Genomic DNA, 22,877 nt, shown 5'->3' on the forward strand with positions numbered 1-22,877 from the left:
AAAAAACAAAATTGAATTGAGCTCAAATCAATAAAAAATAGCCCCTCAATAAGTCCTCCTATTTTTAAGGGGAGAGCTTGTACCGAGTTTTCGGTATGCCGATAGGCGGAGGGGTCCATATTACTAAATTAAAAAAACAAAAAAATGAAGTCATTTGTAAGTGTCCTAACCCTTTTGCTTTTAGCCCACAATGTTGTTGGTGCGCAAGAGTTGAAATCGCCAAACGGTGAATTAGCAATGCAATTTTCGCTAAAAAGTGATGGCACACCCACCTATCAGCTGTCCTATAAAAGCAAACCTGTTATAAAAACCAGTAGTTTAGGTCTGGAATTGAAAGATGATAAGAAATCACTATTAAACGATTTTACAATTTCAAATACAGAAACTACCACTTTTGATGACACTTGGAAACCTGTTTGGGGCGAAGTGAAAGCCATTAGAAATCATTATAATGAATTGGCGGTTACGTTAACACAGCGTGAAACCAATAGAATTGTCATCATTCGTTTCCGACTGTTTGATGAAGGATTAGGCTTTCGGTACGAATTCCCCACTCAAAAAAACTTGATATATTTTGTGATCAAAGAAGAAAAAACCCAGTTTGCGATGACGGGCGACCACACCGCATTTTGGATCCCTGGGGATTATGACACCCAAGAATACGATTATACAGAGTCTAAACTCTCTGAAATTCGTGGAAAATTTGATAAGGCGGTTACCGGCAATGCCTCTCAAGAACAGTTTTCTAAAACTGGTGTACAAACCGCTTTAATAATGAAAACCGATGATGGGTTGTATATAAACCTTCACGAAGCGGCATTGATCAATTACTCTTGTATGCACCTTAATTTGGATGATAAAAACATGGTGTTTGAATCGTGGTTAACACCTGATGCCATGGGCGATAAAGGCTATATGCAGGCACCCTTAAATTCGCCTTGGCGAACCATTATGGTAAGCGACGATGCGCGCGACATTTTAGCTTCAAAAATGACCTTAAACTTAAACGACCCCTGTAAAATTGAAGATACTTCGTGGATCAAGCCCGTAAAATATATGGGTGTTTGGTGGGAAATGATAACAGGAAAAAGCTCGTGGGCTTATACGGATGAGTTGCCTTCTGTGCAATTGGGCGTAACCGATTATTCCAAAGTGAAGCCAAACGGTACCCACGCCGCAAATAACGAAAAGGTAAAAATGTATATCGATTTTGCCTCAAAACATGGCTTTGATGCGCTTTTGGTTGAAGGATGGAACGAAGGATGGGAAGATTGGTTTGGAAAATCCAAAGATTATGTGTTCGATTTTTTAACGCCTTACCCCGATTTTGATGTGGAAGCGATCCATGCCTACGCAAAATCGAAAGGCATTAAAATGGTGATGCACCACGAAACGTCGGGCTCGGTTAGAAATTATGAACGCCATATAGATAAAGCCTACCAATTTATGAAGGCCCATGGGTACGATGCTGTTAAAAGCGGTTATGTTGGGGATATTTTACCACGTGGCGAACATCATTATAGCCAATGGATTGTCAATCATTACCAATATGCCATCGAAAAAGCGGCCGATTATAAGATCATGGTCAATGCGCATGAAGCGGTACGCCCAACGGGAATTTGCAGAACCTACCCCAATTTAATAGGAAATGAATCCGCAAGAGGGACCGAGTATCAGGCCTTTGGCGGTTCTAAACCCAACCATGTTACCATCTTGCCTTTTACTCGATTAATTGGTGGTCCCATGGATTACACACCCGGTATTTTCGAAATGGATATTAGTAAGTTCAGTCCTAATAATAATTCCCATGTAAATAGCACCCTTGCAAATCAATTGGCACTATATGTTACCTTGTACAGCCCCTTGCAAATGGCTGCCGATTTACCGGAACATTACGAGCAGTTTATGGATGCTTTTCAGTTTATAAAAGAGGTGGCGATCGATTGGGACGAAAGCATTTATTTGGAAGCTGAACCCGGTCGTTACATTACCGTGGCTAGAAAAGAGAAAGCTGCTAACAATTGGTTTATTGGGAATGTGAACGGTAATGATACCAGAACCTCAAACATAACATTTGACTTCCTTGAAAAAGGCAAAAAATATAGGGCCACCATTTATGCCGATGCCAAAGATGCGCACTATAAAACCAATCCGCAGGCCTATACCATAAAAACAATAAAGGTGACCAACAAATCAAAATTATCCCAAGTATCGGCGCCAGGTGGAGGTTATGCCATTAGTATCAAGGAAATTAAATAATAAGGATGTTGTTATAGGTTTTTGTTGAAGAAAAAAACATAAATCAATTATACATTAAAACCAATTGAAATGAAAAACTTAAGCCCTATATTTATAGTTTGGTTAGCGGTTTTATATGTGTCCTGCAATAATAGAAAAAACCAACCATCTTTAGAGCCTCAAAACAGTAACTTAATGGAAGAATATCTAGAAATTGAGCGCGTGGAACCAGCCAATTGGTGGGTAGGTTTTAAAAACACAGAACTACAATTATTGGTAAAACACCCAAACATAACGAATGCCATACCAGAAATAAATTACGCTGGGATTTCTATTATTAAAGTGCTTAAGGCAGATAGCCCCAACTATTTATTTATCGATTTGAATATTGCAAAAACCACTAAAGCAGGCAAATTCAATATCGTATTTAAGTTTGGAAATGGCGATAAAAAGCTTCAGACCTACCAACTAAAGTCAAGAAAAAAACCAGCAGAGGATTATATTGGTTTTAATAGTTCGGATGTCATCTATCTCATTACGCCCGATCGATTTTCCAACGGAGATCCTTCAAACGATATCAACGAAAATTTATTGGAGAAAACCATTGACAGAACCAATAATTATGCAAGGCATGGTGGCGATATTAAAGGGATTACAAATCATTTGGATTACATTGAAAGTATGGGGTTTACGGCCATTTGGCCAACTCCCGTGTTAACCAACGATATGCCCAGTGGTTCGTACCATGGTTATGCCATGACCGATTTTTATGAAATTGATCCACGTTTTGGCACCATGGAAGAATATCTGGAATTGGCCAGTAAAGCCAGGGAAAAAGGCCTAAAACTGATTATGGACCAGGTGGCGAACCACTGCGGATTAGAGCATTGGTGGATGAAGGATTTGCCATTTAAAAATTGGGTAAACTACCAGGAAAACTATGAGGAAAATATAGATGCTTGGGATAAAAAAGCAACCATTACATCCAATCACAGGCGCACCAGTAACCAAGATATTTATTCGTCTAGAATAGACCGAGAGGAGATGAGCGATGGTTGGTTTGTATCTGGAATGCCAGATTTAAACCAACGCAATCCGTTTATGGCAAAATACATCATCCAGAATAGTATTTGGTGGATAGAAACTGCTGGATTAGGAGGTATCCGCCAAGATACCTATCCATATTCCGATAAGGAGTTTATGAGCCATTGGGCTGGCGCCATTATGGAGCAATACCCTAATTTCAGTATTGTTGGCGAGGAATGGAGCTATAACCCATTGATCATTGGCTATTGGCAAAAAGGCGCTAACAATAGAGATGGGTATAAATCCAATTTAAAATCGCCCATGGATTTTGCCATGCAACGTCAAATTGTGAATGGATTGAACGAATGGGAAAGTTGGGACACGGGTTTGGTTAAAATGTATGAAGGGTTGGCAAACGATTTTCATTATGCCACTCCAAAAGATATCATGATTTTTCCCGACAACCATGATATGAGCCGCATTTTTACCCAATTAAAAGAAGACGTAGCCAATACCAAAATAGCATTGGGCTATATATTGACCTTACCTCGAATTCCCCAAATATATTATGGCACCGAAATTTTAATGAACGATTCAGCTAACCCGGGCGACCATGGTTTGATCCGTACCGATTTTCCGGGTGGTTGGGTAGGCGACACCATAAATGCCTTTACTGGCGAAGGTTTAAACAACGCACAAAAGGATATGCAAGGTTTTGTGAAGCAGATATTGAACTATCGCAAAAACAGCAAAGCCATCCACTATGGGAAAACCATTCATTTTGCACCGCTTATGGGTACTTATTTGTTGTTTAGGGTTGTTGAAGGCGAAACGGTTGCTGTGATAATCAATAAAAACGATAACCCTATAACCATCGATTTGAAACGGTATGATGAAATGGGGTTGAAAGATAAAACCTTAAAAAATATTGTAACCAACGAAACTTTTGTTTGGGGAGATGGGCTGACGTTGAATTCTAAAGGCATTAGCTTATTGACCACCAAAACCAATTAGAATGAAAGCTTTAGTATTTATAATAGCGGTTTCATGGTATCAAATGTTAAGTGGTCAAGCAACCTTTATTGTTGATAGTTTACCTGAAAATCACGACTATAAAAAGGACATATATATGTCTGGCGATTTTGAAGGCTGGTCTGGAGGAAATAAAGACTATAAATTAACAAAAACCAACAAACACTATCACATAACAATTCCTAAACTTAAAGAAACCATCAGTTTTAAATTCACTTTAGGTTCTTGGGATGTTGCGGAGTGCGATTTGAATGGAAACCCTGTTGAAAATCGTATGCATACCTTTAGCACTAAACTAGATACCATTCACATTAAAATTGTTAATTGGGCCGATGGAACTTCTAAAATAAATCGTTCCACAGCGTCAAAAAATGTACATGTTTTTGCGGAACATTTTAAAATGCCCCAGTTAGATAGAGAACGGAAAATTAGCGTCTATTTACCTCCAAATTATGAAACTTTTACCAAAAAATATCCAGTGTTGTATATGCAGGACGGACAAAACGTGTTCGATGTGGCGACCTCGTATGCAGGTGAATGGGAAGCCGACGAAACCTTAAACAAACTAAGTAAAGAAAAAGGATTGAATCTTATTGTGGTGGCCATCGATCATGGAAACCAGAAACGGATTAGTGAATATTCGCCGTGGTCCAACCCTGAATATGGAGAAGCCGAAGGCGATGCGTATCTAGAATTTATTGTAAATACCCTAAAGCCAGAAATTGATAAAACATTCCGGACTAAAAAAACGGCAAAAAATACGGCCATTATGGGTAGCTCCATGGGCGGACTTATATCGTACTACGCTGGTTTAAAGTACCCAAATGTTTTTGCTAAGGTAGGGGTTTTTTCGCCTGTATTTTGGTATGCTGATGAGATCTATTCATATACTGAAAAACATGCCCATGTAAAACATGTAAAAATCTATTTTTTAGTTGGCGGTAAAGAAGCCGAAGGGGAGGTAGAGGATGTTGAAAAAATGGTTAATATCATGAAAAACAACAAGTTTCCCGAAAACAATTTATACATCAAAGTAGTTCCGAACGGCACCCACAGCGAATCGTTTTGGAAAACAGAATTTGAAAATGCTATACTTTGGCTATTTAATTAAAAATTTATATCATAATGAAAAAGCAGCATACATACATTTTAATAACGATGGTTATCATCTTATATAGCTGTAATAAAACAAAAAAAACAGAACCAGTGCAAGTACCCATTGAAAATATAGCATATAAAAAACAAGTAATTTATCAAGTATTCACACGCCTTTTTGGAAACACCAACACCACCAACAAACCTTGGGGAACCATTGAGGAAAACGGGGTTGGAAAATTCAACGATTTTACCGATAAAGCCTTAAAGGAAATTAAGGATTTAGGGGTTACACACATTTGGTACACGGGCGTGCCGCATCATGGCGTAATCAGGGATTATACCAAATATGGCATTTCCAACGATGATCCCGATGTGGTTAAAGGGCGTGCGGGTTCGCCCTACGCCGTAAAGGATTATTACAATGTAAACCCCGATTTGGCTGTAAATGTTGAAAACAGATTGGAAGAATTTAAAGCACTTATTGAAAGAACGCACCATGAGGGACTTAAGGTAATTATAGACATCGTACCCAATCACGTCGCTAGAAATTATCAAGGATTAACAAATCCGGAAGGTGTTGAAGATTTCGGGGCTAGCGATGATAAAAATGTGACTTATGATGTTAATAATAATTTCTATTACAACACTAAAGAAGCTTTTAAGGTACCCGCTTGGAAGGATGGATATACGCCTTTAGGGGATGAAAAACATCTATTGGAAGATGATTATTTTGATGAAAATCCCGCAAAATGGACCGGGAATGGATCGCGCTTATCACAACCCAATTTTAATGATTGGTACGAAACGGTAAAAATCAACTACGGTATTTCCCCTGAAGGCAAAAAAGATTTTGAAGAATTGCCAGCAGGTTTTGAAAATGAAGATTATAAAAAGCATTTTGAGTTTTGGAAAGATAAAACCGTTCCCAATTCTTGGAAAAAATTTAAGGACATCGCCTTGTATTGGATTGGTTTTGGTGTTGATGGTTTTCGTTATGATATGGCAGAACTGGTGCCTGTGGAGTTTTGGAGCTATATGAATTCTGCAATAAAAATGAAAAACCCCGATGCTTTTTTAATGGCAGAAGTTTACAACCCCAGTTTGTACAGAGATTACATCAAAAAAGGGAAAATGGATTATTTGTACGATAAAGTGCAATTGTACGACACTATAAAACACATTATGCAAGGTTTTGGAAAAACAGATAATATCCCGCCTATCCAAGATGATTTAAAGGATATTGAGCACCACATGTTGCATTTTTTGGAAAACCATGACGAACAGCGTATTGCAAGTCCAGAATTTGCGGGAAGCGCCAAAAAAGGAAAACCCGCCATGGTGGTTTCGGCAACCATAAGTACCTCCCCAACCATGATTTATTTTGGGCAGGAAGTGGGAGAGCCAGCGGCCGAGGATGCAGGTTTTGGAAAACCTTCAAGAACATCAATATATGATTATGTGGGTGTACCACATCTTCAGCGTTGGGTCAATAACAAACAATTTGATGGCGGGCAATCAACAGAAGAAGAAAAAACATTGCGGGATTTTTATAAACGTCTATTGAATTTCACGATCAATAGTTCCGCATTGGCTGGAAATTATCAAGACATTCATTTATTCAACAGAGAAAATACAGAAAATTATAATGATAAAGTCTTGTCTTTTGTACGTTGGAGCACTGATGAAAAACTGATTGTTGTCTCAAATTTTGATGCAGAAAAAGGGTATGGATTCAATCTGAAAATTCCGAAAGACCTAATTGAAACTTGGAATTTAAAAGACGGTAACTACAAAACCAATGATGTTTTGTACAATGGGTTTTCATCAAATTTAACGGTTAAAGATGGTGTGGGTAGCATCAATATAAAGTTGGATGCGTTAGAGTCATTCATATTAAAAATTCAATAAAACCATGAAAACCCTGCAAGGTTTTTAAAACCTTGTAGGCATAATCAACAGAAGAATATACTTGCAGATGAAACATATTATAATTACCATACTAACAGTAATAGCATTCACAAGTTGTGTACAACAAAACAAAACAAAGGCTGTTGAAGCAAACCCAAAAACACCATTTGTTTGGGAAGGTGCCAATATTTATTTTTTGCTAACCGATCGTTTTAATAATGGAGACAATTCCAATGATATTAATTTTGGTAGAACAGCTGAAACAGCAAAACTTCGAGGTTTTGAAGGCGGCGACATAAAAGGCGTGACACAAAAAATTAAAGAAGGTTATTTTACAGAATTAGGAATCAATGCCATTTGGATGACACCCATAGTGGAACAAATACATGGCGGAACGGATGAAGGCTCCGGATTGAGCTACGGTTTTCATGGCTATTGGACCAGTGATTGGACAGCCATAGACCCCAATTTTGGAACCAAGGAAGATCTGCATCAACTGGTTGCGGCGGCACATGAAAAAGGTATCCGTATTGTGTTGGATGCTGTAATAAACCATACAGGGCCTGTTACCGATAAAGACCCCGTTTGGCCAAATGATTGGGTAAGAACCGGACCAACCTGTACGTATGATTCTTATGAAAACACCACCGCCTGTACCCTGGTTAAAAACTTACCGGATATAAAAACAGATAGTAACGACCATGTAGAGCTACCACCTCAATTGGTCGAGAAATGGAAAACCGAAGAGCGTTATGAACGGGAAGTTGCAGAATTGGATGCGTTTTTTAAAAGAACGAGCTACCCCAGAGCGCCCCGATTTTATATCATAAAATGGTTAACCGATTATATCACGGAATTTGGAATTGATGGATATCGGGTAGATACCGTAAAGCATACTGAGCCGTTTGTATGGCAGGAATTTAGAAAAGAATGCGATGTTGCTTTTGCGGAATTCAAGAAAAACCATCCCGATAAGGTTTTAGATGACAATAAATTTTATTTGGTAGGTGAAGTTTATAACTACGGAATCAATACGGGACTATATTTTGATTTTGGGGATAAAAAGGTAAATTATTTTGATAAGGCTTTTAACAGTCTTATTAATTTTCAATTCAAATGGAATGCAGCACAACAGGATTATGAAACACTTTTTAGCACCTATTACAATTATTTGAACACCGATTTAAAAGGTTTTGGAACGCTTAATTATTTAAGTTCGCACGATGATAGCGTACCTTTTGACGCCAATAGAAACAAACCATTTGAAGCTGGTACAAAATTGTTGCTCGCTCCCGGAACCTCGCAAGTGTATTACGGCGATGAGTCGGCACGTTCGTTGGTTGTTGAAGGCGCCCAAGGTGATGCTACCTTGCGTTCTTTTATGAATTGGAACGCCATAAAAAGCAACCCACAAACAAAAACCATATTGGCCCATTACCAAAAGTTAGGACAGTTTAGGGCAAACCATCCAGCCATTGGCGCGGGCATCCATCAAATGATAACCCAACAACCTTATGTGTTTTACAGAAGTTTTGCAAAAGGAGCTTATACCGATTTGGTAGTTGTTGGGCTCGATTTATCTAAGGGCAAAAAAGATATGGATGTATCAAAAGTATTTAAAGAAGGCGATGTGCTTCATGATGCGTATTCCAATCAAGATGTAACGGTTATAAATGGGAAAGCCATGATTGATTCTGAATTTGAAATAGTTCTACTGGAAAGGAAATAATTTGAATTCTTGGTTTATGACCTTGTAGGCCTGACATTATTTATCTACATATTAGCATCTTTAATTATATGTTAAAATTGCCAAGTTCTTTTTATTTTTCGATACATTATAGCTTGAAAGAAAACAGCTGTTCATCCGACTGATTTTTAGATGAACAGTAACAATTTTAACTTAAAGAAAAGAATATAATGATGCTAACTTGGAAAGAAGTTATCGATTTTTGCGTAAAAGGAAACCCAACTCCAGACAAGCGGGTCGAGAAAACAGAGGCTGAATGGCGGCAAATTCTGACCCCCGAACAATTCAGGATCACACGACAAAAAGGAACGGAACATCCGCATAGTGGAGCACTTTGTAGTATCCATGAAGCTGGAAAGTATAATTGTGTGTGTTGTGATACCCCATTGTTTGATTCTACCATAAAGTTTGAATCGGGCACCGGTTGGCCTAGTTTTACACAGCCCATTAAGCCAAATGCCATTAAATACCATAAAGATGGTTCGTTTGGCATGGTACGGGTTGAGGTAATGTGCAATACCTGCGATGCACATTTGGGGCATGTGTTCCCTGATGGTCCAGAACCCAGTGGATTGCGGTATTGTATCAATTCAGAATCCCTGCAATTGGAAAAAAGCAGTAATTAATAAACTTCTTCCCTTTTTCAAGGGAAGGGTAAAAAACCACCTCGTCTTTGGTTTCCTTTAAGGGGAAACCAAATCCACTCCTCCTTGAAAAAAGGAGGAGAGTTAAAAATCGGTAGTACATGGATATTTTGAACTAAAATCCAATAACTCTTTAACCGCATGGTTTGGGTTAGCTTATATGGTAATAGAACTAAAAATAAAATCTAACCTCTGCACAACTCCTTCCCTTTTTTCAAGTGAAGGAGTCTGCAGGACGGAAGGGTTAATAAACTTGGACAAAATACGCAACCATAAATGCTCCCATTGATGGGATTCCTTATGCAAAGGAATTTGGATTGGTGGACAGGCAGGAAAAACCACCTCGTCTTTGGTTTCCTTTAAGTGGAAACCAAATCCACTCCTCCTTGAAAAAAGGAGGAGAGTTAAAAATCGGGAATACATGTATGTTTTGAACTAAAATCCAATAACTCTTTAACCGCATGGTTTGGGTTAGCTTATATGGTAATAGAACTAAAAATAAAATCTAACCTCTGCACAACTCCTTCCCTTTTTTCAAGGGAAGAGCCTGTGCCGAATTTATTTCGGTATGGCTTTGATTTCCCCAAAGGAAATCAAAGACGGAAGGGTTATGGAAAGTTAAAAACAAAAAGAGTAATTAAATGAAAACTAAAAATATAAAACAAGCCACCTTTGGTGGCGGCTGCTTTTGGTGTACAGAAGCCGTATTTCAAGAATTAAAAGGTATTGAAAAAGTAATTTCGGGGTATTCTGGAGGCCATGTGCCCGGACATCCAACCTATCGGGAAATATGTTCTGGTTTAACAGGACATGCAGAGGTTGTCCAAATCACTTTTGATGCGGATACCATTTCTTATGAAGATATTTTGGTTATTTTCATGACCACGCACGATCCAACCACTTTGAACAAACAAGGCGCCGATGTTGGCACACAATACCGTTCGGTAATTTATTACCATGATGAAAACCAAAAAGAGATTGCCGAAGCAGTTGTTAAAAAAGTGGCGGACTATTATGATAAAAAAATTGTAACAGAAATCAGTCCGTTGGATATATTTTATAAAGCCGAAGACTCCCATCAAGATTATTACCGAAACAATAAAGAGCAAGGCTATTGCAGTTTTGTTATCATGCCAAAATTATCAAAACTGCGAAAACTTTATTCGGATAAATTAAAATAAACCTGCAAATTTAAGTAAACCCTATATATGTAAATTAACCTGCAAGGTTTTAAAAACCTGGCAGGTTTAAATCAGAAAAAATGAAACTCCATATAGAAGACACATTAACTAAAGAATTACCAGCAGACCCCATTTTGGAAAACACCAGACGGCAGGTTGAAAAAGCTTGTTTTTCCTTTGTAACGCCAAAACAAACAGCGAAACCAGAATTACTTCATGTATCATCCGAAATGCTCAAAAATATAGGACTCACCATAGAAGAGTCACAAAGTGAAGCATTTCTAAAAGTATTTACTGGTAATGCCGTTCTTCCAAACACAAAACCCTATGCGATGTGTTACGGCGGCCATCAATTTGGTAATTGGGCAGGACAATTGGGCGATGGGCGTGCCATAAATTTGGCAGAAGTTGAACACAACAATAAACATTGGGCACTTCAATTAAAAGGTGCCGGCGAAACGCCCTATTCCAGAACTGCCGATGGATTGGCGGTATTACGTTCTTCCATTCGGGAATATCTATGCAGTGAAGCCATGCACCATTTAGGCGTGCCAACTACCAGAGCATTGTCGTTGGCATTATCGGGCGACCAAGTGTTGCGGGATGTTTTATATAATGGCAACCCAGAATACGAAAAAGGTGCCATTGTTTGCAGGGTGTCGCCATCGTTTTTACGCTTTGGAAACTACGAAATTTTTGCGGCGCGCCAAGATTTTAAAACCTTGAAACTATTGGTAGATTATACCATTAATCATTTTTTTAGCGATTTAGGCGAGCCTTCCAAAGAAACATATTTAGTCTTTTTTAAAGAAGTCGCTCAACGAACTTTAGACATGATCATCCATTGGCAACGTGTGGGTTTTGTGCATGGCGTGATGAATACCGATAATATGTCCATTTTGGGGTTGACCATAGATTATGGCCCTTATGGTTGGCTGGAAGGCTTCGATTTTGGATGGACACCCAATACTACCGACCGCCAACATAAACGTTACCGTTACGGCAATCAACCAAATATTGGACTTTGGAATTTATACAAACTAGCCAATGCCTTATATCCTTTAATTGAAGATGAAGAAACACTTAAAGGTGTTTTAGACGCCTATAAATCGGATTTTGATATGAAATCTTTAGCGATGATGCGTTCAAAACTGGGATTGGAAGTTGAAGGTGTTTCAGATGCTTTGTTAGTTCAAGATTTGGAAGCTAATTTGTTACTCACAGAAACCGATATGACCATTTTCTTTAGAAAATTAAGTGATTTTGATAATAAAAAACCTTCCGAAGGATTAGAAATTGTTGAAAATGCTTTTTATGTTCCAACTGAAATTTCAGAGGATATTCAACAAAAATGGGCATCATGGTTTCAAAAATATTCTGAACGTTTAGCACAAGAAAAAATAAATTCCATAGAACGAAAAGAAAAAATGAATTCGGTGAATCCAAAATATGTGCTTCGTAATTACATGACGCAATTGGCCATTGATGATGCCGATAAAGGCGATTATAAGTTAATTGATGGGTTGTTCCAGATGCTTAAAAAGCCTTATGATGAACAGCCCGAGCAGGAAAAATGGTTTGCAAAACGTCCCGATTGGGCACGACATAAAGTAGGCTGTTCCATGTTATCGTGCAGTTCGTAAAATATGCCATTCAGTTAAAAAAACATACAAAGTGAATTTAGGATTAGGAATGGCAGCAATTGGAAGGCCGCATTACATTAATGTAAGGACCAATACCGTTGCAAAAAGTAATGTAAACGACCTTAAAACTACTGGATTTAAGGTGTTGGATGAAGCTTATAATTTGGGCGTGCGCTATTTTGATACGGCACCAGGGTATGGATTGGCCGAAAATTTACTGATAGATTGGTTATCTGATAAAAACGATAAAACCATTCAAGTCGCCACAAAATGGGGTTACATTTATACTGCAAATTTTAATAAAGATGCGTTAGTGCATGAAGTTAAAGAGCACAGCGTTTCAAAATTAAAAGCACAATGGAAAATATCTAAAAGCCTATTGCCATTTTTAACGACCTATCAAATTCATTCGGCAACTTTGGAAACAGGTGTTTTGGAAAATACAGCGGTTTTAAAGGAGTTGGCGTATTTAAAAAGTGCCTTTAATTTAAAAATGGGAATTTCAACAACAGGCGTCAATCAGGTTGAGGTCATTAAAAAAGCATTGGATGTAACCGTAGAAGGCACACCGGTTTTCGATACCTTTCAAAGCACTTATAATATTTTAGATCAAACTATTTTAGAAGTTGGCGCATTATTGAAGCAGGAAAACAAAAAACTGATTATAAAGGAAGCCTTGGCAAATGGGAGGGTTTTTAGAAACAAAAATTACCCGGAGTATAACGATTTATATAAGACGCTTGAAAGCTTGTCAAAAAAGTATGGCGTTGGTGTAGATGCCGTTGCATTACGGTTTTGTGCTAAAACCATGCCCGAAAGTATGGTTTTAAGTGGCGCGAGTACGGTGTGTCAGTTACGGGAAAATTTAAAAATGGATGCTTTTGCTTTAACTGGAGAAGAGCTAAATCGGTTACAAAGTTTTGGAGTTAAACCAGAAACCTATTGGAACGAGCGCAAGCAATTAAAATGGAATTAACATTAAAAATAGCACTGGGAGGGGGTTGCCATTGGTGTACCGAAGCTGTTTTTCAAATGTTGATTGGCGTTGAAAAAGTTGAACAAGGGTATGCGGCTTCAATGGAGGAAAACAATACTTTCCCAGAAGCGGCCATAGTCCATTTTAATTCGGAAGTTATTTCATTGGAAACACTTATGGAAATTCATTTACATACCCATAAAAGTACCAGCAACCATTCCATGCGAACCAAATACCGTTCGGCTATTTATGCATTTTCAGAAGAACAAAAACAGCAATCTCAAGCTATTATCAAAAATTTTCAAAAGGAATTTGATACTGAATTAATCACAAAAGTTGACCCCTTTCATTCCTTTAAAGCATCGCGTGAAGCCATCCAGAATTATTACGGAAAAAATCCTAAAAAGCCATTTTGTAAAACGTTTATCAATCCTAAACTGAAATTAGTAAGGGAACGGTTTTCTAAACACGTGAATATTGAAAAGTTAGAGCATTTGGAAGAATAAAAGTAGATATAACCAGAATTATTATTTTTAAAAAAGTATCTGATGTATTTTTGTGGTTCTTTATATAAGAATTAAAGTGATTATATGACTTCTGTAAACGATTTATTAAATCTATTGATTTTAGAAAAAATCAGTGAAACCGAATTCAATGGTGTTAGTAAAACCATTGGCAGCCCTATTGTTTTTGGTGGTCAGGTGCTGGCGCAAGCTATAAATGCCGCTAGTAGAACCATTACCAATAACCGCATGTTGCACTCCATGCATGCCTATTTTTTGGAAGCTGGAAATCTAGAATTGCCCATTACTTACAATGTGAGCATTGTTAGGGACGGGGGTAGTTTTTCGGTGCGTCGGGTTACGGCGCATCAAAAAGAACGCACTATTTTTATTTTATCGGCGTCATTTCATAAAAAAGAAGATGGGCACAACCATCAAATAGAAATGAAACCCAATTTAAAGCAACCTGAAGAGTTATTGGGTTGGACCGATATCCTTCAACAATTCGGGGATTATTTACCAAAAAGCCTCAAAGCTTTTTTTGAAATTGATCGCCCAATTGAATTTAAACCAACAATCATTGTAAATCCAATGGACAAAAAAGATTTACCGCCATATAGCGATGTGTGGTTCAAGCTAAAAGGCGATGCAAAAAATTTGGATTTAGCCACCAAACAGCAAATATTAACATATATTTCCGACTATAATATTTTAGGTTCCACACTATATCCGCACGCCAGTAAAGCACATTGGGGCAATACGCAAACCGCGAGTTTAGACCATTCCATGTGGTATTTTAGGGATTTTGACTTTAATGATTGGTTATTGTATGCCACGGAATCTCCAAGCACTTCCAATGCCCGGGGTTTTGCTAGGGGCAATATATTTACCAGAGACGGCAAGTTGGTTGCTTCCGTAGCACAAGAAGGTTTAATGCGACCTAAGGATTAACGATTTACGATTTACGATTTTTGATTTTTGAATGAAAGCGTATAAAAAAATAATGAACAATGGATAATTCAATTTTAAAAATAGGACATCGAGGTGCTAAAGGACATTTAGCCGAAAACACTTTGGAATCCATCAAAAAAGCGTTGCAATTAGGGGTTGATGGCATTGAAATAGATGTGCATAGATGCGCTTCTGGCCAATTGGTGGTTTTTCATGATTTTACCTTGGATAGGATGACCAATGGTACTGGCGAAGTGTCAAAACACACCCTTAACCAATTAAAGCAAGTGGAGGTTAAAGGGCATTGCCAAATTCCCACCTTGTCGGAAGTTTTGACTTTTGTAAACAACAAATGCTTATTGAATATTGAATTAAAAGGACATGATACGGCAGAAGAAGCAAGTAGATTGATCGCTTTTTTTGTTGAGAAAAAGGGTTGGGACTATAAGAATATCATAGTTTCCAGTTTCCAAAAGGAATTGCTGCAAACGGTTTTTAAAATAAACAAAAACATACCGTTAGGCGTATTGACCGATTCCAATCTTGATAACGCTGTTGCTTTTGCAAAAACAATAAAAGCAGTTTCCATACATCCAGATTACACCATGTTAACCCATGAGGTCGTTGAGAATTTAAAAAAAGATTTTAAAGTCTTTACTTATACCGTAAACAACTTAAAACCTATAAAGCGCATAAAATCTTATGGGGTAGATGGGGTTATTTCCGATTTTCCGAATAGGTTATGAACATATATAAATGAATAAGGAAGAGTTTAACGAGAAAATAGTTGAAATTGTGCATTCTGAAATGCTCAATTTTTCAAAAGATGAAATAAAATGGCTTTACAAAGTCTGGTTTAGCGGGGAGTCCTCTAATGGTAAATGGATTCAAAAAAAGGAAGTAATTAATTCTAACCAAAATGTTCCTGATAAAGCTTATTTAAGAGGTGTAGATTTGCCTTTCTATTTTGGAAATATAGAAGCTTCCAAAAAAAGGATAATGATTATAGGTTTAGATCCTTTGAGAAGTAAATCTGCTTTTGAAAAGGCCGAAAAATCTAATGGTAATAAAGCAAATATTTATGAAGATGTATTATTAAGCACTCCTTACGCTTTGCATTCTAAAGCAGTTAGAGAAGGTAAAACAAATAATTATTGGAAGATTATTGAAGGTTTAAAGGATGATAATTTCATCTATTTGACAGATTTGTACAAAACCTTTTTCAAAACAAATGTTTCCTCTAAAGTTACAAGAAGTTACAATTATTACAAACAAGAAAATGTATCTAATAATTCTCGAGAAATATTATTAAAAGAAATAGAATTGATTAGACCTGATGTAATTGTAACATTTGGTAACGATGTAAAGTATGCAATTGGAGAATTGGTTGATAAAAAAATACCAACTTTATCTAAAGAGTCTGAAATAATAATAGCAGATAATTTAGGAGGAATTCCGATTTTGCCTTTTGTTCATCCAGCAGCAAGATATAGTAAATTAAAAAGTTTTTTTATAAATAATGATTTTAATATTAATGAGATAAAAACAAAAGCTGATTATGGATTGTCATTCTCTAAGTTAATACAGCATTATTTAAGTAAATGAGCTTTAAAGACGTTATTGTCATTGGAGGAGGTGCTGCCGGTTTTTTCGCCGCCATTAATATAGCAGAACAAAGCCCAAGTCTTAAAGTTGCCATATTAGAACGAGGAACTGAAGGTTTACAAAAAGTAAAAGTTTCTGGAGGAGGCCGATGCAATGTAACGCATGCCGAATTTATTCCCCAAGAATTAATAAAGCATTATCCCCGTGGTGAAAAGGAATTGTTAGGGCCTTTTCATCAATTTATGACGGGCGATACCATGGAGTGGTTTGAAAAACGAGGTGTTGAACTGAAAATTGAAGATGATGGTAGGATGTTTCCCGTGTCAAATTCATCACAAACTATTATTGATTGTTTTTTGACTGAAGCTAAAAAGCATCAGGTTGAAATTTTGTACAATCATTCCGTAAAGTCCATAAAGAAAGTAGAAGATGCTTGGAAATTAGACACCTCGCAGGGTGATTTTTCAACTAAAAAATTATTGATTGCTACTGGCAGTAATCCTAAAATCTGGAATCTTTTAGAAAAATTGGGTCACACTATTTCACAACCAGTGCCTTCGTTGTTTACATTTGATATTAAGGACGAGCGCATCAAAAACATCCCTGGTGTTGTAGCTCAAAATGTAACGGTTAAACTACTGAATAATTTCTCTCCTTTAGAAGGAGAGATGTCTCGAAGAGACAGAGAGGTTTTAGAATCCGAGGGCCCTTTGCTTATTACCCATGTTGGAATGAGTGCACCAGCTATTTTAAAATTATCGGCTTTTGGAGCGATAGAACTGGCAAAAAGGAATTATAAATTTGAGATTGAAATCAATTTTATAAAACAATCGTTTGAAGATTGTTTGGATGTTTTAAAAGAATTGAAACACGGTTTAGCAAAAAAAACAGTATTCAAATTTGCGCATTTTGACTTACCAAAACGCTTATGGCAAAATTTAGTGTTGGCTTCTGATATAAACCAAGAAACCCGTTGGGCAGATTTGAATAAAAACCAATTGGAAACTTTAGCATCGCAACTCACACAAGCCATTTTTAAAGTGGATGGAAAAAGCACCTTTAAGGAGGAATTTGTAACCGCAGGCGGTGTCGATTTAAAGGAAATCAATTTTAAAACCTTTGAAAGCAAACTTCATAAAAACCTTTATCTTGCCGGCGAAGTTATAAATGTGGATGCCGTTACAGGCGGTTTTAATTTTCAGAATGCTTGGACCGGGGCTTATATTGCAGCAAAAAATATCGCTCATTAACCTGCAAGGTTTTAAAAACCTTGTAGGTTTTAGTTTAAACTAGCGTTTGGAACTAAGTATTCAAAAGTCAATTAACTAATCTGTGGTCAATACAAATTATAAACACTCTAAAATAATTCCTCCCCTTTTTTTAAGGGGAGAGCCTGTGCCGAATTCATTTCGGTATGCCGATAGGCGGAGGGGTCAAATCTTTTTCAAGAAGAACAATTTCGATTTATCGAAATTAGGAGGGTTAGTATAAAAATATTTTTTTATGTTCCAATCAACCTGCAAGGTTTTAAAAACCTTGTAGGTTTGTTATGACGGAAAACCTGACAGGTCTAGTGGTTTCGCAATATATTTTTAATATATTTACTATATAAAATCTATATATTATGGGAAAGACTAAAAAATTAATCGAATTAGATGATAAGGCCATAAAAATCCTCGAGAAACAGGCGAAACTTCAAAAACGCTCACTCAAAAATTATCTGGAATATACTTTGGAAGATATCGCCACCCGATATAGCGAGCCTTCTGAAGCATACAAAAAAATGATGGATGATATGTTGGAGAGAACGGAAAACGGGACGCTAGAAACGACGCCGCTTTCAGAAGTTTTAAAACGTTATGGACGTGAATTATGAAATTTCCAAAGAGGCAGATATTGACCTCAATAAAGCAATTTGTTTTTTCCGAATGTATGACAAGGAAGAAGCTTTTACAGATGATTTAATCAATCAATTAAGGCTCATTTGCTCCATGCCTAAAGCGTTTCAGCTACGCTATAAAAAAGTTAGAATAGTACAGTTAGAACATTTTAATTATTCAATTCATTACACAATTTTCAATAAACGGATTCTTATATTAAAAATTCTAAACCAGAACCAAAACTTCTAAACATGCAAACTTCCATCGCACTTTTAAGAGGCATCAATGTTGGCGGACATAAAAAGGTCCCCATGGCAGAATTGCGCGATTTGTTGGCCAATGCAGGTTTTCAAAACGTTCAAACCTATATTCAAAGCGGAAACATTGTTTTTCAATCTTCAAAAAAAGCATCCGAATTGGAAATAAAAATTCAAAATCTTATTTCTTCACATTTTGGGTTTGAAGTTTCCGTGATAGTAAAAACAAATAAGGAATTGCAAACCATTTTTGACGGTTGTCCTTTTTCAAAAGAAAAAAAAGAAAAAAGCTATTTCATACTGCTCAGCAATATTCCTGAAAGTCATTTGGTTGCTGAAGTGGATTTATTGACTTATGATAATGAAGAAATCATCATAAAAAACGATGGTCTTTATTTTTACTGTTCAACGGGTTATGGGAAAACAAAATTCAATATGAATTCATACGAACGAAAATTAAAGGTTTCAGGAACCGCAAGAAACTACAATACCATGGTAAAGTTATTATCTTTGTCTGCTGAAAATTAAGAAATGACTGAACAAGACTTTATACTACTGCCATATCCAAATACTTTAGAAAGTGGAAAAATAACTTGGGAATCGCCCAGTAACATTGCGTTGGTAAAATATTGGGGGAAAAAGAAAGACCAAATACCTGAAAACCCATCCATAAGTTTTACGCTCAGTAATTGTAAAACCATTACAACATTGACTTTTTCTAAAAAAAAAGATACTTCTAATTTTGAGTTCGACGTGTATTTAGATGGCGAGAAGAAAGACGATTTCAAACCAAAAATCCAGACCTTTTTTGAACGTATTGAAGTTTATTTGCCATTTTTAAGAAACTATAAGTTCAAAATTGAAACCAAAAATACGTTTCCACACAGTTCGGGTATTGCATCATCGGCAAGTGGCATGAGCGCGTTGGCGTTGTGTTTAATGAGTGTGGAAAAACAATTAATTGAAAAAGTTGTCCCGTCGAGCGCTCCCGATTGCTATCGGGACGAGACATCTTCCAGTAACGAATACTTCAACCAAAAAGCATCTTTTTTAGCGCGGTTGGGTTCGGGTTCTGCTTGTAGAAGCATTGAAGGCGATTTAATTGTTTGGGGAAAAACCAATTCAATTGAAGGAAGCAGCAATTTATTCGGGGTAAAATATCCTTATAAAATACATGATGTTTTCAAAGCGTACCAAGACACTATTTTACTGGTCGATAAAGGTAAAAAACAGGTAAGCAGTACGGTTGGGCATAATTTGATGCACAACCATACGTATGCGAAAAACAGGTTTCAGCAGGCACATGACAACCTTGAAAAGTTAAAAACCATATTGGAATCCGGCGATTTGGATGGTTTTATAGCGTTGATTGAAAGTGAGGCCCTCACACTACATGCCATGATGATGGCCAGTATGCCCTATTTCATTTTAATGAAACCAAATACTTTGGAAATCATCAATAAAATATGGAAGTTCAGGCAAGAAACCGGTTTGCACATCAGTTTCACTTTGGATGCTGGCGCAAACGTGCACGTGTTGTATCCAAAAAATGAAACTTCTGAAATTTTAGAATTCATTAAAAATGAATTAGTTGCACAGTGTCAAAACGGGCATTATATTTGCGACCAAATTGGTTTCGGGGCTCGATTAATTAAGAATTAAGAATGAATAATTGAAAATTGAAAACAGATGAAAGCAACATTATTAAAGACAAAAGTTTTGATTTTGCAGTAGCTATCGTAAACTTATACAAGCATTTGGCATACAATAAAAAGGAATATGTCTGTCAAGGCAACTATTAAAATCAGGAACGTCCATCGGCGCAAAAGTTAGAGAAGCCGAATTTGCACAAAGTAAAGCCAGACTTCACAAGTAAAATGTCCATCAGCTTAAAATAAACAAATGAAACGGATTATTGGATAGATTTACTTCACGCAACTGATTTTTTAACTTTGGAAGAATTTGAAAAATATAAACCTAAAACGCAGTAAATGTTGAGATTATTGGTTAGTATTGTAAAAACATCTAAAGAATAATCATTAACTTTGCATTATTAATTTTTCATTAAAAAGAATGAAAGGACCATTATTTTACTCTAAAATCCTACTTTTTGGCGAATATGGAATCATTAAAGATTCCAAAGGATTGTCCATTCCTTATAATTTTTACAATGGTGCCTTAAAAACCGATAAAAATCCTTCTGAAGTTGCTAAAAAATCCAATGAAAGTTTAAAGCGTTTCGTGGGGTATCTTGAAACCATTCGTCCAGCCTTGGTAACTTTTGATATCAATGCACTTAAAACCGATGTAGAAGCGGGCATGTATTTTGATTCGTCAATACCCCAAGGGTATGGTGTTGGTAGTAGCGGGGCATTGGTTGCGGCCATTTACTATAATTATGCACATAATAAGGTTACGGTTTTAGAGAATTTAACCCGCGAAAAATTACTGACTTTGAAATCGATTTTTTCTGAAATGGAATCTTTTTTCCACGGAAAATCATCGGGTTTAGATCCTTTAAACAGCTATTTGAGTATTCCAATTCTTATCAATTCACAAGATAATATTGAAGCTACAGGCATTCCTTCGCAAAAAGCCGATGGCAAAGGCGCGGTGTTTTTATTGGATAGCGGTATTATTGGCGAAACGGCGCCCATGGTAAGTATTTTTATGGAAAACATGAAGCAGGAAGGGTTCCGCAAGATGCTAAAAGACCAGTTTATTAAACACACCGATGCTTGTGTGGACGATTTTTTGAAAGGCGATATAAAATCCTTGTTCAAAAACACCAAACAACTATCAAAAGTCGTGTTGGGCAATTTCAAACCGATGATTCCAGTCCAGTTCCATGAGCTTTGGAAAAAAGGTATTGAAACCAACGAGTACTATTTAAAATTGTGTGGTTCTGGCGGTGGCGGATATATTTTAGGATTTACTAAAGATATAGACAAAGCAAAACGCTCGTTAAAAGATTACAAACTAGAGGTTGTTTATAATTTTTAAACTTTTTTTGTCATCCTGAACTTGTTTCAGGATCCCATCAAAACAAGTCTTTCAATGCTCTCCAGAAAACAAAAACACATACTTCTTAAGTTTTTTAGCCTGTTTTCTGTGGTTAGAGGCTATAATATTCTTGTTATAGTAATAGCTCAATACTTAGCATCTATTTATATTTTAGCACACGATAAACCGTTAAGGCAGGTGGTTTTGGATGTTAATTTATTCATGTTGGTTTTGGCTTCCGCTGCCACTATTGCTGGAGGGTATATTATCAATAATTTCTACGATTCAGAAAAGGATTTAATTAATAGGCCCTTTAAATCGACTTTAGATAAGTTGGTAAGCCAAAACACGAAGCTTTCTTTTTATTTTGTTCTAAATATTTTAGCGGTTGTTATGGCAAGCTATGTGTCTTTTAGGGCGGTAATCTTCTTTTCCCTATATATTTTTGGAATCTGGTTTTATTCACATAAACTAAAAAAGTTGCCTTTTATAGGTAATTTAACCTCGGCCATTTTAACCATTACGCCATTTTTCGCCATTTTTATGTATTACAAAAATTTTGAGACGGTTATTTTTGTACATGCCATTTTCTTGTTTTTGCTTATTTCGATGCGAGAACTTACCAAGGATTTAGAGAACATTAAAGGCGATTTAACCCAAAATTACCATACCATCCCCGTGGTTTATGGCGAAGGCATTTCAAAAAAAATGCTTACAATTTTAGCATTGTTAACATGGGTCCCAAGTTATTTGCTTTTGTATAAGTTTGAAATTGGTTATATGTATTTTTATTTTTATTTAAGCATCGTTTTGATTGGGGTTTTTGTGATTTTACTTTGGAAATCAAAAAGCAAAATACACTATTTATGGCTTCATAATATTTTAAAATTTATAATCGTTTTAGGCGTTTTTAGCATTTTATTGATAGATGTGAATGTGTTGCTCCATAGGATTTTATAAAATTGTAAATTGTAGTTTAATTGATGGTATTTTAAAGTCAAACCATTGGCAACAATAAAATACTGCTCTTTATTAACTGACTTAAAGAAATCTTTTTATTTTTCCGCCCTTTTTAGCTCGCCAAGACGCAAAGCGTATAACGCAAACTGCAAATGATTTTAGCCACCGTACTCGAGGAAATACAAACTGGAGGAAAGCCGGAGATGCTTTAAGCTAAGTTTTTAT

At 36.6% G+C, this 22,877-nt stretch carries 21 protein-coding genes; all 21 read left to right on the top strand.

Going from position 1 to position 22,877, the window contains the following annotated elements; genetic code table 11:
• Positions 1–144 precede the first annotated feature (144 nt).
• The gene (locus ACU1LP_RS05590) at positions 145–2,259 is read left to right on the top strand and encodes a glycoside hydrolase family 97 protein (protein ID WP_445734582.1); all 2,115 of its coding nucleotides are present in this window, start codon (positions 145–147) and stop codon (positions 2,257–2,259) included.
• A 69-nt stretch (positions 2,260–2,328) separates the two neighbouring features.
• Positions 2,329–4,278, top strand: coding sequence for a glycoside hydrolase family 13 protein (locus tag ACU1LP_RS05595; RefSeq protein ID WP_445735799.1), 1,950 nt, complete (start codon positions 2,329–2,331; stop codon positions 4,276–4,278).
• 1 nt (position 4,279) lies between these two features.
• Positions 4,280–5,407, top strand: a complete 1,128-nt coding sequence (locus ACU1LP_RS05600; protein ID WP_445735800.1) for an alpha/beta hydrolase — start codon at positions 4,280–4,282, stop codon at positions 5,405–5,407.
• Between the two features lie 14 nt (positions 5,408–5,421).
• On the top strand, positions 5,422–7,302 hold the full coding sequence (locus tag ACU1LP_RS05605; protein ID WP_445735801.1) for an alpha-amylase family glycosyl hydrolase: 1,881 nt from the start codon (positions 5,422–5,424) through the stop codon (positions 7,300–7,302).
• A 67-nt stretch (positions 7,303–7,369) separates the two neighbouring features.
• Positions 7,370–9,031 carry an alpha-amylase family glycosyl hydrolase gene (locus tag ACU1LP_RS05610; RefSeq protein ID WP_445735802.1) on the top strand — a complete coding sequence of 554 codons (1,662 nt, stop codon included), beginning with the start codon at positions 7,370–7,372 and terminating at the stop codon, positions 9,029–9,031.
• Between the two features lie 191 nt (positions 9,032–9,222).
• Entirely contained in the window at positions 9,223–9,675 is a 453-nt protein-coding gene (gene msrB, locus ACU1LP_RS05615; protein ID WP_445732991.1) for a peptide-methionine (R)-S-oxide reductase MsrB, read from the top strand.
• Positions 9,676–10,334: 659 nt separating this feature from the next.
• A complete protein-coding gene (msrA, locus tag ACU1LP_RS05620) occupies positions 10,335–10,874 on the top strand; it encodes a peptide-methionine (S)-S-oxide reductase MsrA (protein ID WP_445732989.1) in 540 nt (179 codons plus the stop codon).
• Between the two features lie 80 nt (positions 10,875–10,954).
• Positions 10,955–12,517, top strand: coding sequence for a protein adenylyltransferase SelO (locus ACU1LP_RS05625; RefSeq protein WP_445735803.1), 1,563 nt, complete (start codon positions 10,955–10,957; stop codon positions 12,515–12,517).
• Positions 12,518–12,548: 31 nt separating this feature from the next.
• Positions 12,549–13,493, top strand: coding sequence for an aldo/keto reductase (locus ACU1LP_RS05630; protein WP_445735804.1), 945 nt, complete (start codon positions 12,549–12,551; stop codon positions 13,491–13,493).
• Positions 13,484–13,999: a peptide-methionine (S)-S-oxide reductase gene (locus ACU1LP_RS05635; protein WP_445734281.1), complete on the top strand. Its 516-nt coding sequence runs from the start codon at positions 13,484–13,486 to the stop codon at positions 13,997–13,999. The genes ACU1LP_RS05630 and ACU1LP_RS05635 overlap by 10 nt, the downstream gene beginning before the upstream one ends.
• 84 nt (positions 14,000–14,083) lie before the next feature.
• Positions 14,084–14,947 (top strand): acyl-CoA thioesterase, encoded by an 864-nt coding sequence (locus ACU1LP_RS05640; protein ID WP_445734280.1) that lies wholly within the window; start codon positions 14,084–14,086, stop codon positions 14,945–14,947.
• Between the two features lie 59 nt (positions 14,948–15,006).
• A complete protein-coding gene (locus ACU1LP_RS05645) occupies positions 15,007–15,693 on the top strand; it encodes a glycerophosphodiester phosphodiesterase (protein ID WP_445731654.1) in 687 nt (228 codons plus the stop codon).
• 10 nt (positions 15,694–15,703) lie between these two features.
• Complete coding sequence (locus tag ACU1LP_RS05650) at positions 15,704–16,552, top strand: uracil-DNA glycosylase family protein (RefSeq protein ID WP_445734279.1); 849 nt, start codon at positions 15,704–15,706, stop codon at positions 16,550–16,552.
• Positions 16,549–17,802 (top strand): NAD(P)/FAD-dependent oxidoreductase, encoded by a 1,254-nt coding sequence (locus ACU1LP_RS05655; RefSeq protein WP_445734278.1) that lies wholly within the window; start codon positions 16,549–16,551, stop codon positions 17,800–17,802. Before ACU1LP_RS05650 ends, ACU1LP_RS05655 begins: the two co-directional genes overlap by 4 nt.
• A gap of 374 nt (positions 17,803–18,176) precedes the next feature.
• Positions 18,177–18,428 carry a hypothetical protein gene (locus ACU1LP_RS05660; protein ID WP_445731657.1) on the top strand — a complete coding sequence of 84 codons (252 nt, stop codon included), beginning with the start codon at positions 18,177–18,179 and terminating at the stop codon, positions 18,426–18,428.
• Positions 18,412–18,681 carry a type II toxin-antitoxin system RelE/ParE family toxin gene (locus ACU1LP_RS05665; protein ID WP_445731658.1) on the top strand — a complete coding sequence of 90 codons (270 nt, stop codon included), beginning with the start codon at positions 18,412–18,414 and terminating at the stop codon, positions 18,679–18,681. The genes ACU1LP_RS05660 and ACU1LP_RS05665 overlap by 17 nt, the downstream gene beginning before the upstream one ends.
• Positions 18,682–18,683: 2 nt before the next feature.
• Entirely contained in the window at positions 18,684–19,217 is a 534-nt protein-coding gene (locus tag ACU1LP_RS05670; protein WP_445731659.1) for a DUF1697 domain-containing protein, read from the top strand.
• 3 nt (positions 19,218–19,220) lie between these two features.
• On the top strand, positions 19,221–20,351 hold the full coding sequence (locus ACU1LP_RS05675) for a diphosphomevalonate/mevalonate 3,5-bisphosphate decarboxylase family protein (RefSeq protein ID WP_445734277.1): 1,131 nt from the start codon (positions 19,221–19,223) through the stop codon (positions 20,349–20,351).
• Between the two features lie 17 nt (positions 20,352–20,368).
• Positions 20,369–20,491 (top strand): hypothetical protein, encoded by a 123-nt coding sequence (locus tag ACU1LP_RS05680; protein WP_445735805.1) that lies wholly within the window; start codon positions 20,369–20,371, stop codon positions 20,489–20,491.
• A gap of 271 nt (positions 20,492–20,762) precedes the next feature.
• Positions 20,763–21,692, top strand: a complete 930-nt coding sequence (locus ACU1LP_RS05685) for a mevalonate kinase family protein (protein WP_445734752.1) — start codon at positions 20,763–20,765, stop codon at positions 21,690–21,692.
• 54 nt (positions 21,693–21,746) lie between these two features.
• Complete coding sequence (locus ACU1LP_RS05690) at positions 21,747–22,652, top strand: geranylgeranylglycerol-phosphate geranylgeranyltransferase (protein ID WP_445731662.1); 906 nt, start codon at positions 21,747–21,749, stop codon at positions 22,650–22,652.
• Positions 22,653–22,877: the final 225 nt, after the last annotated feature.

This window comes from Mariniflexile sp. (assembly GCF_052728615.1).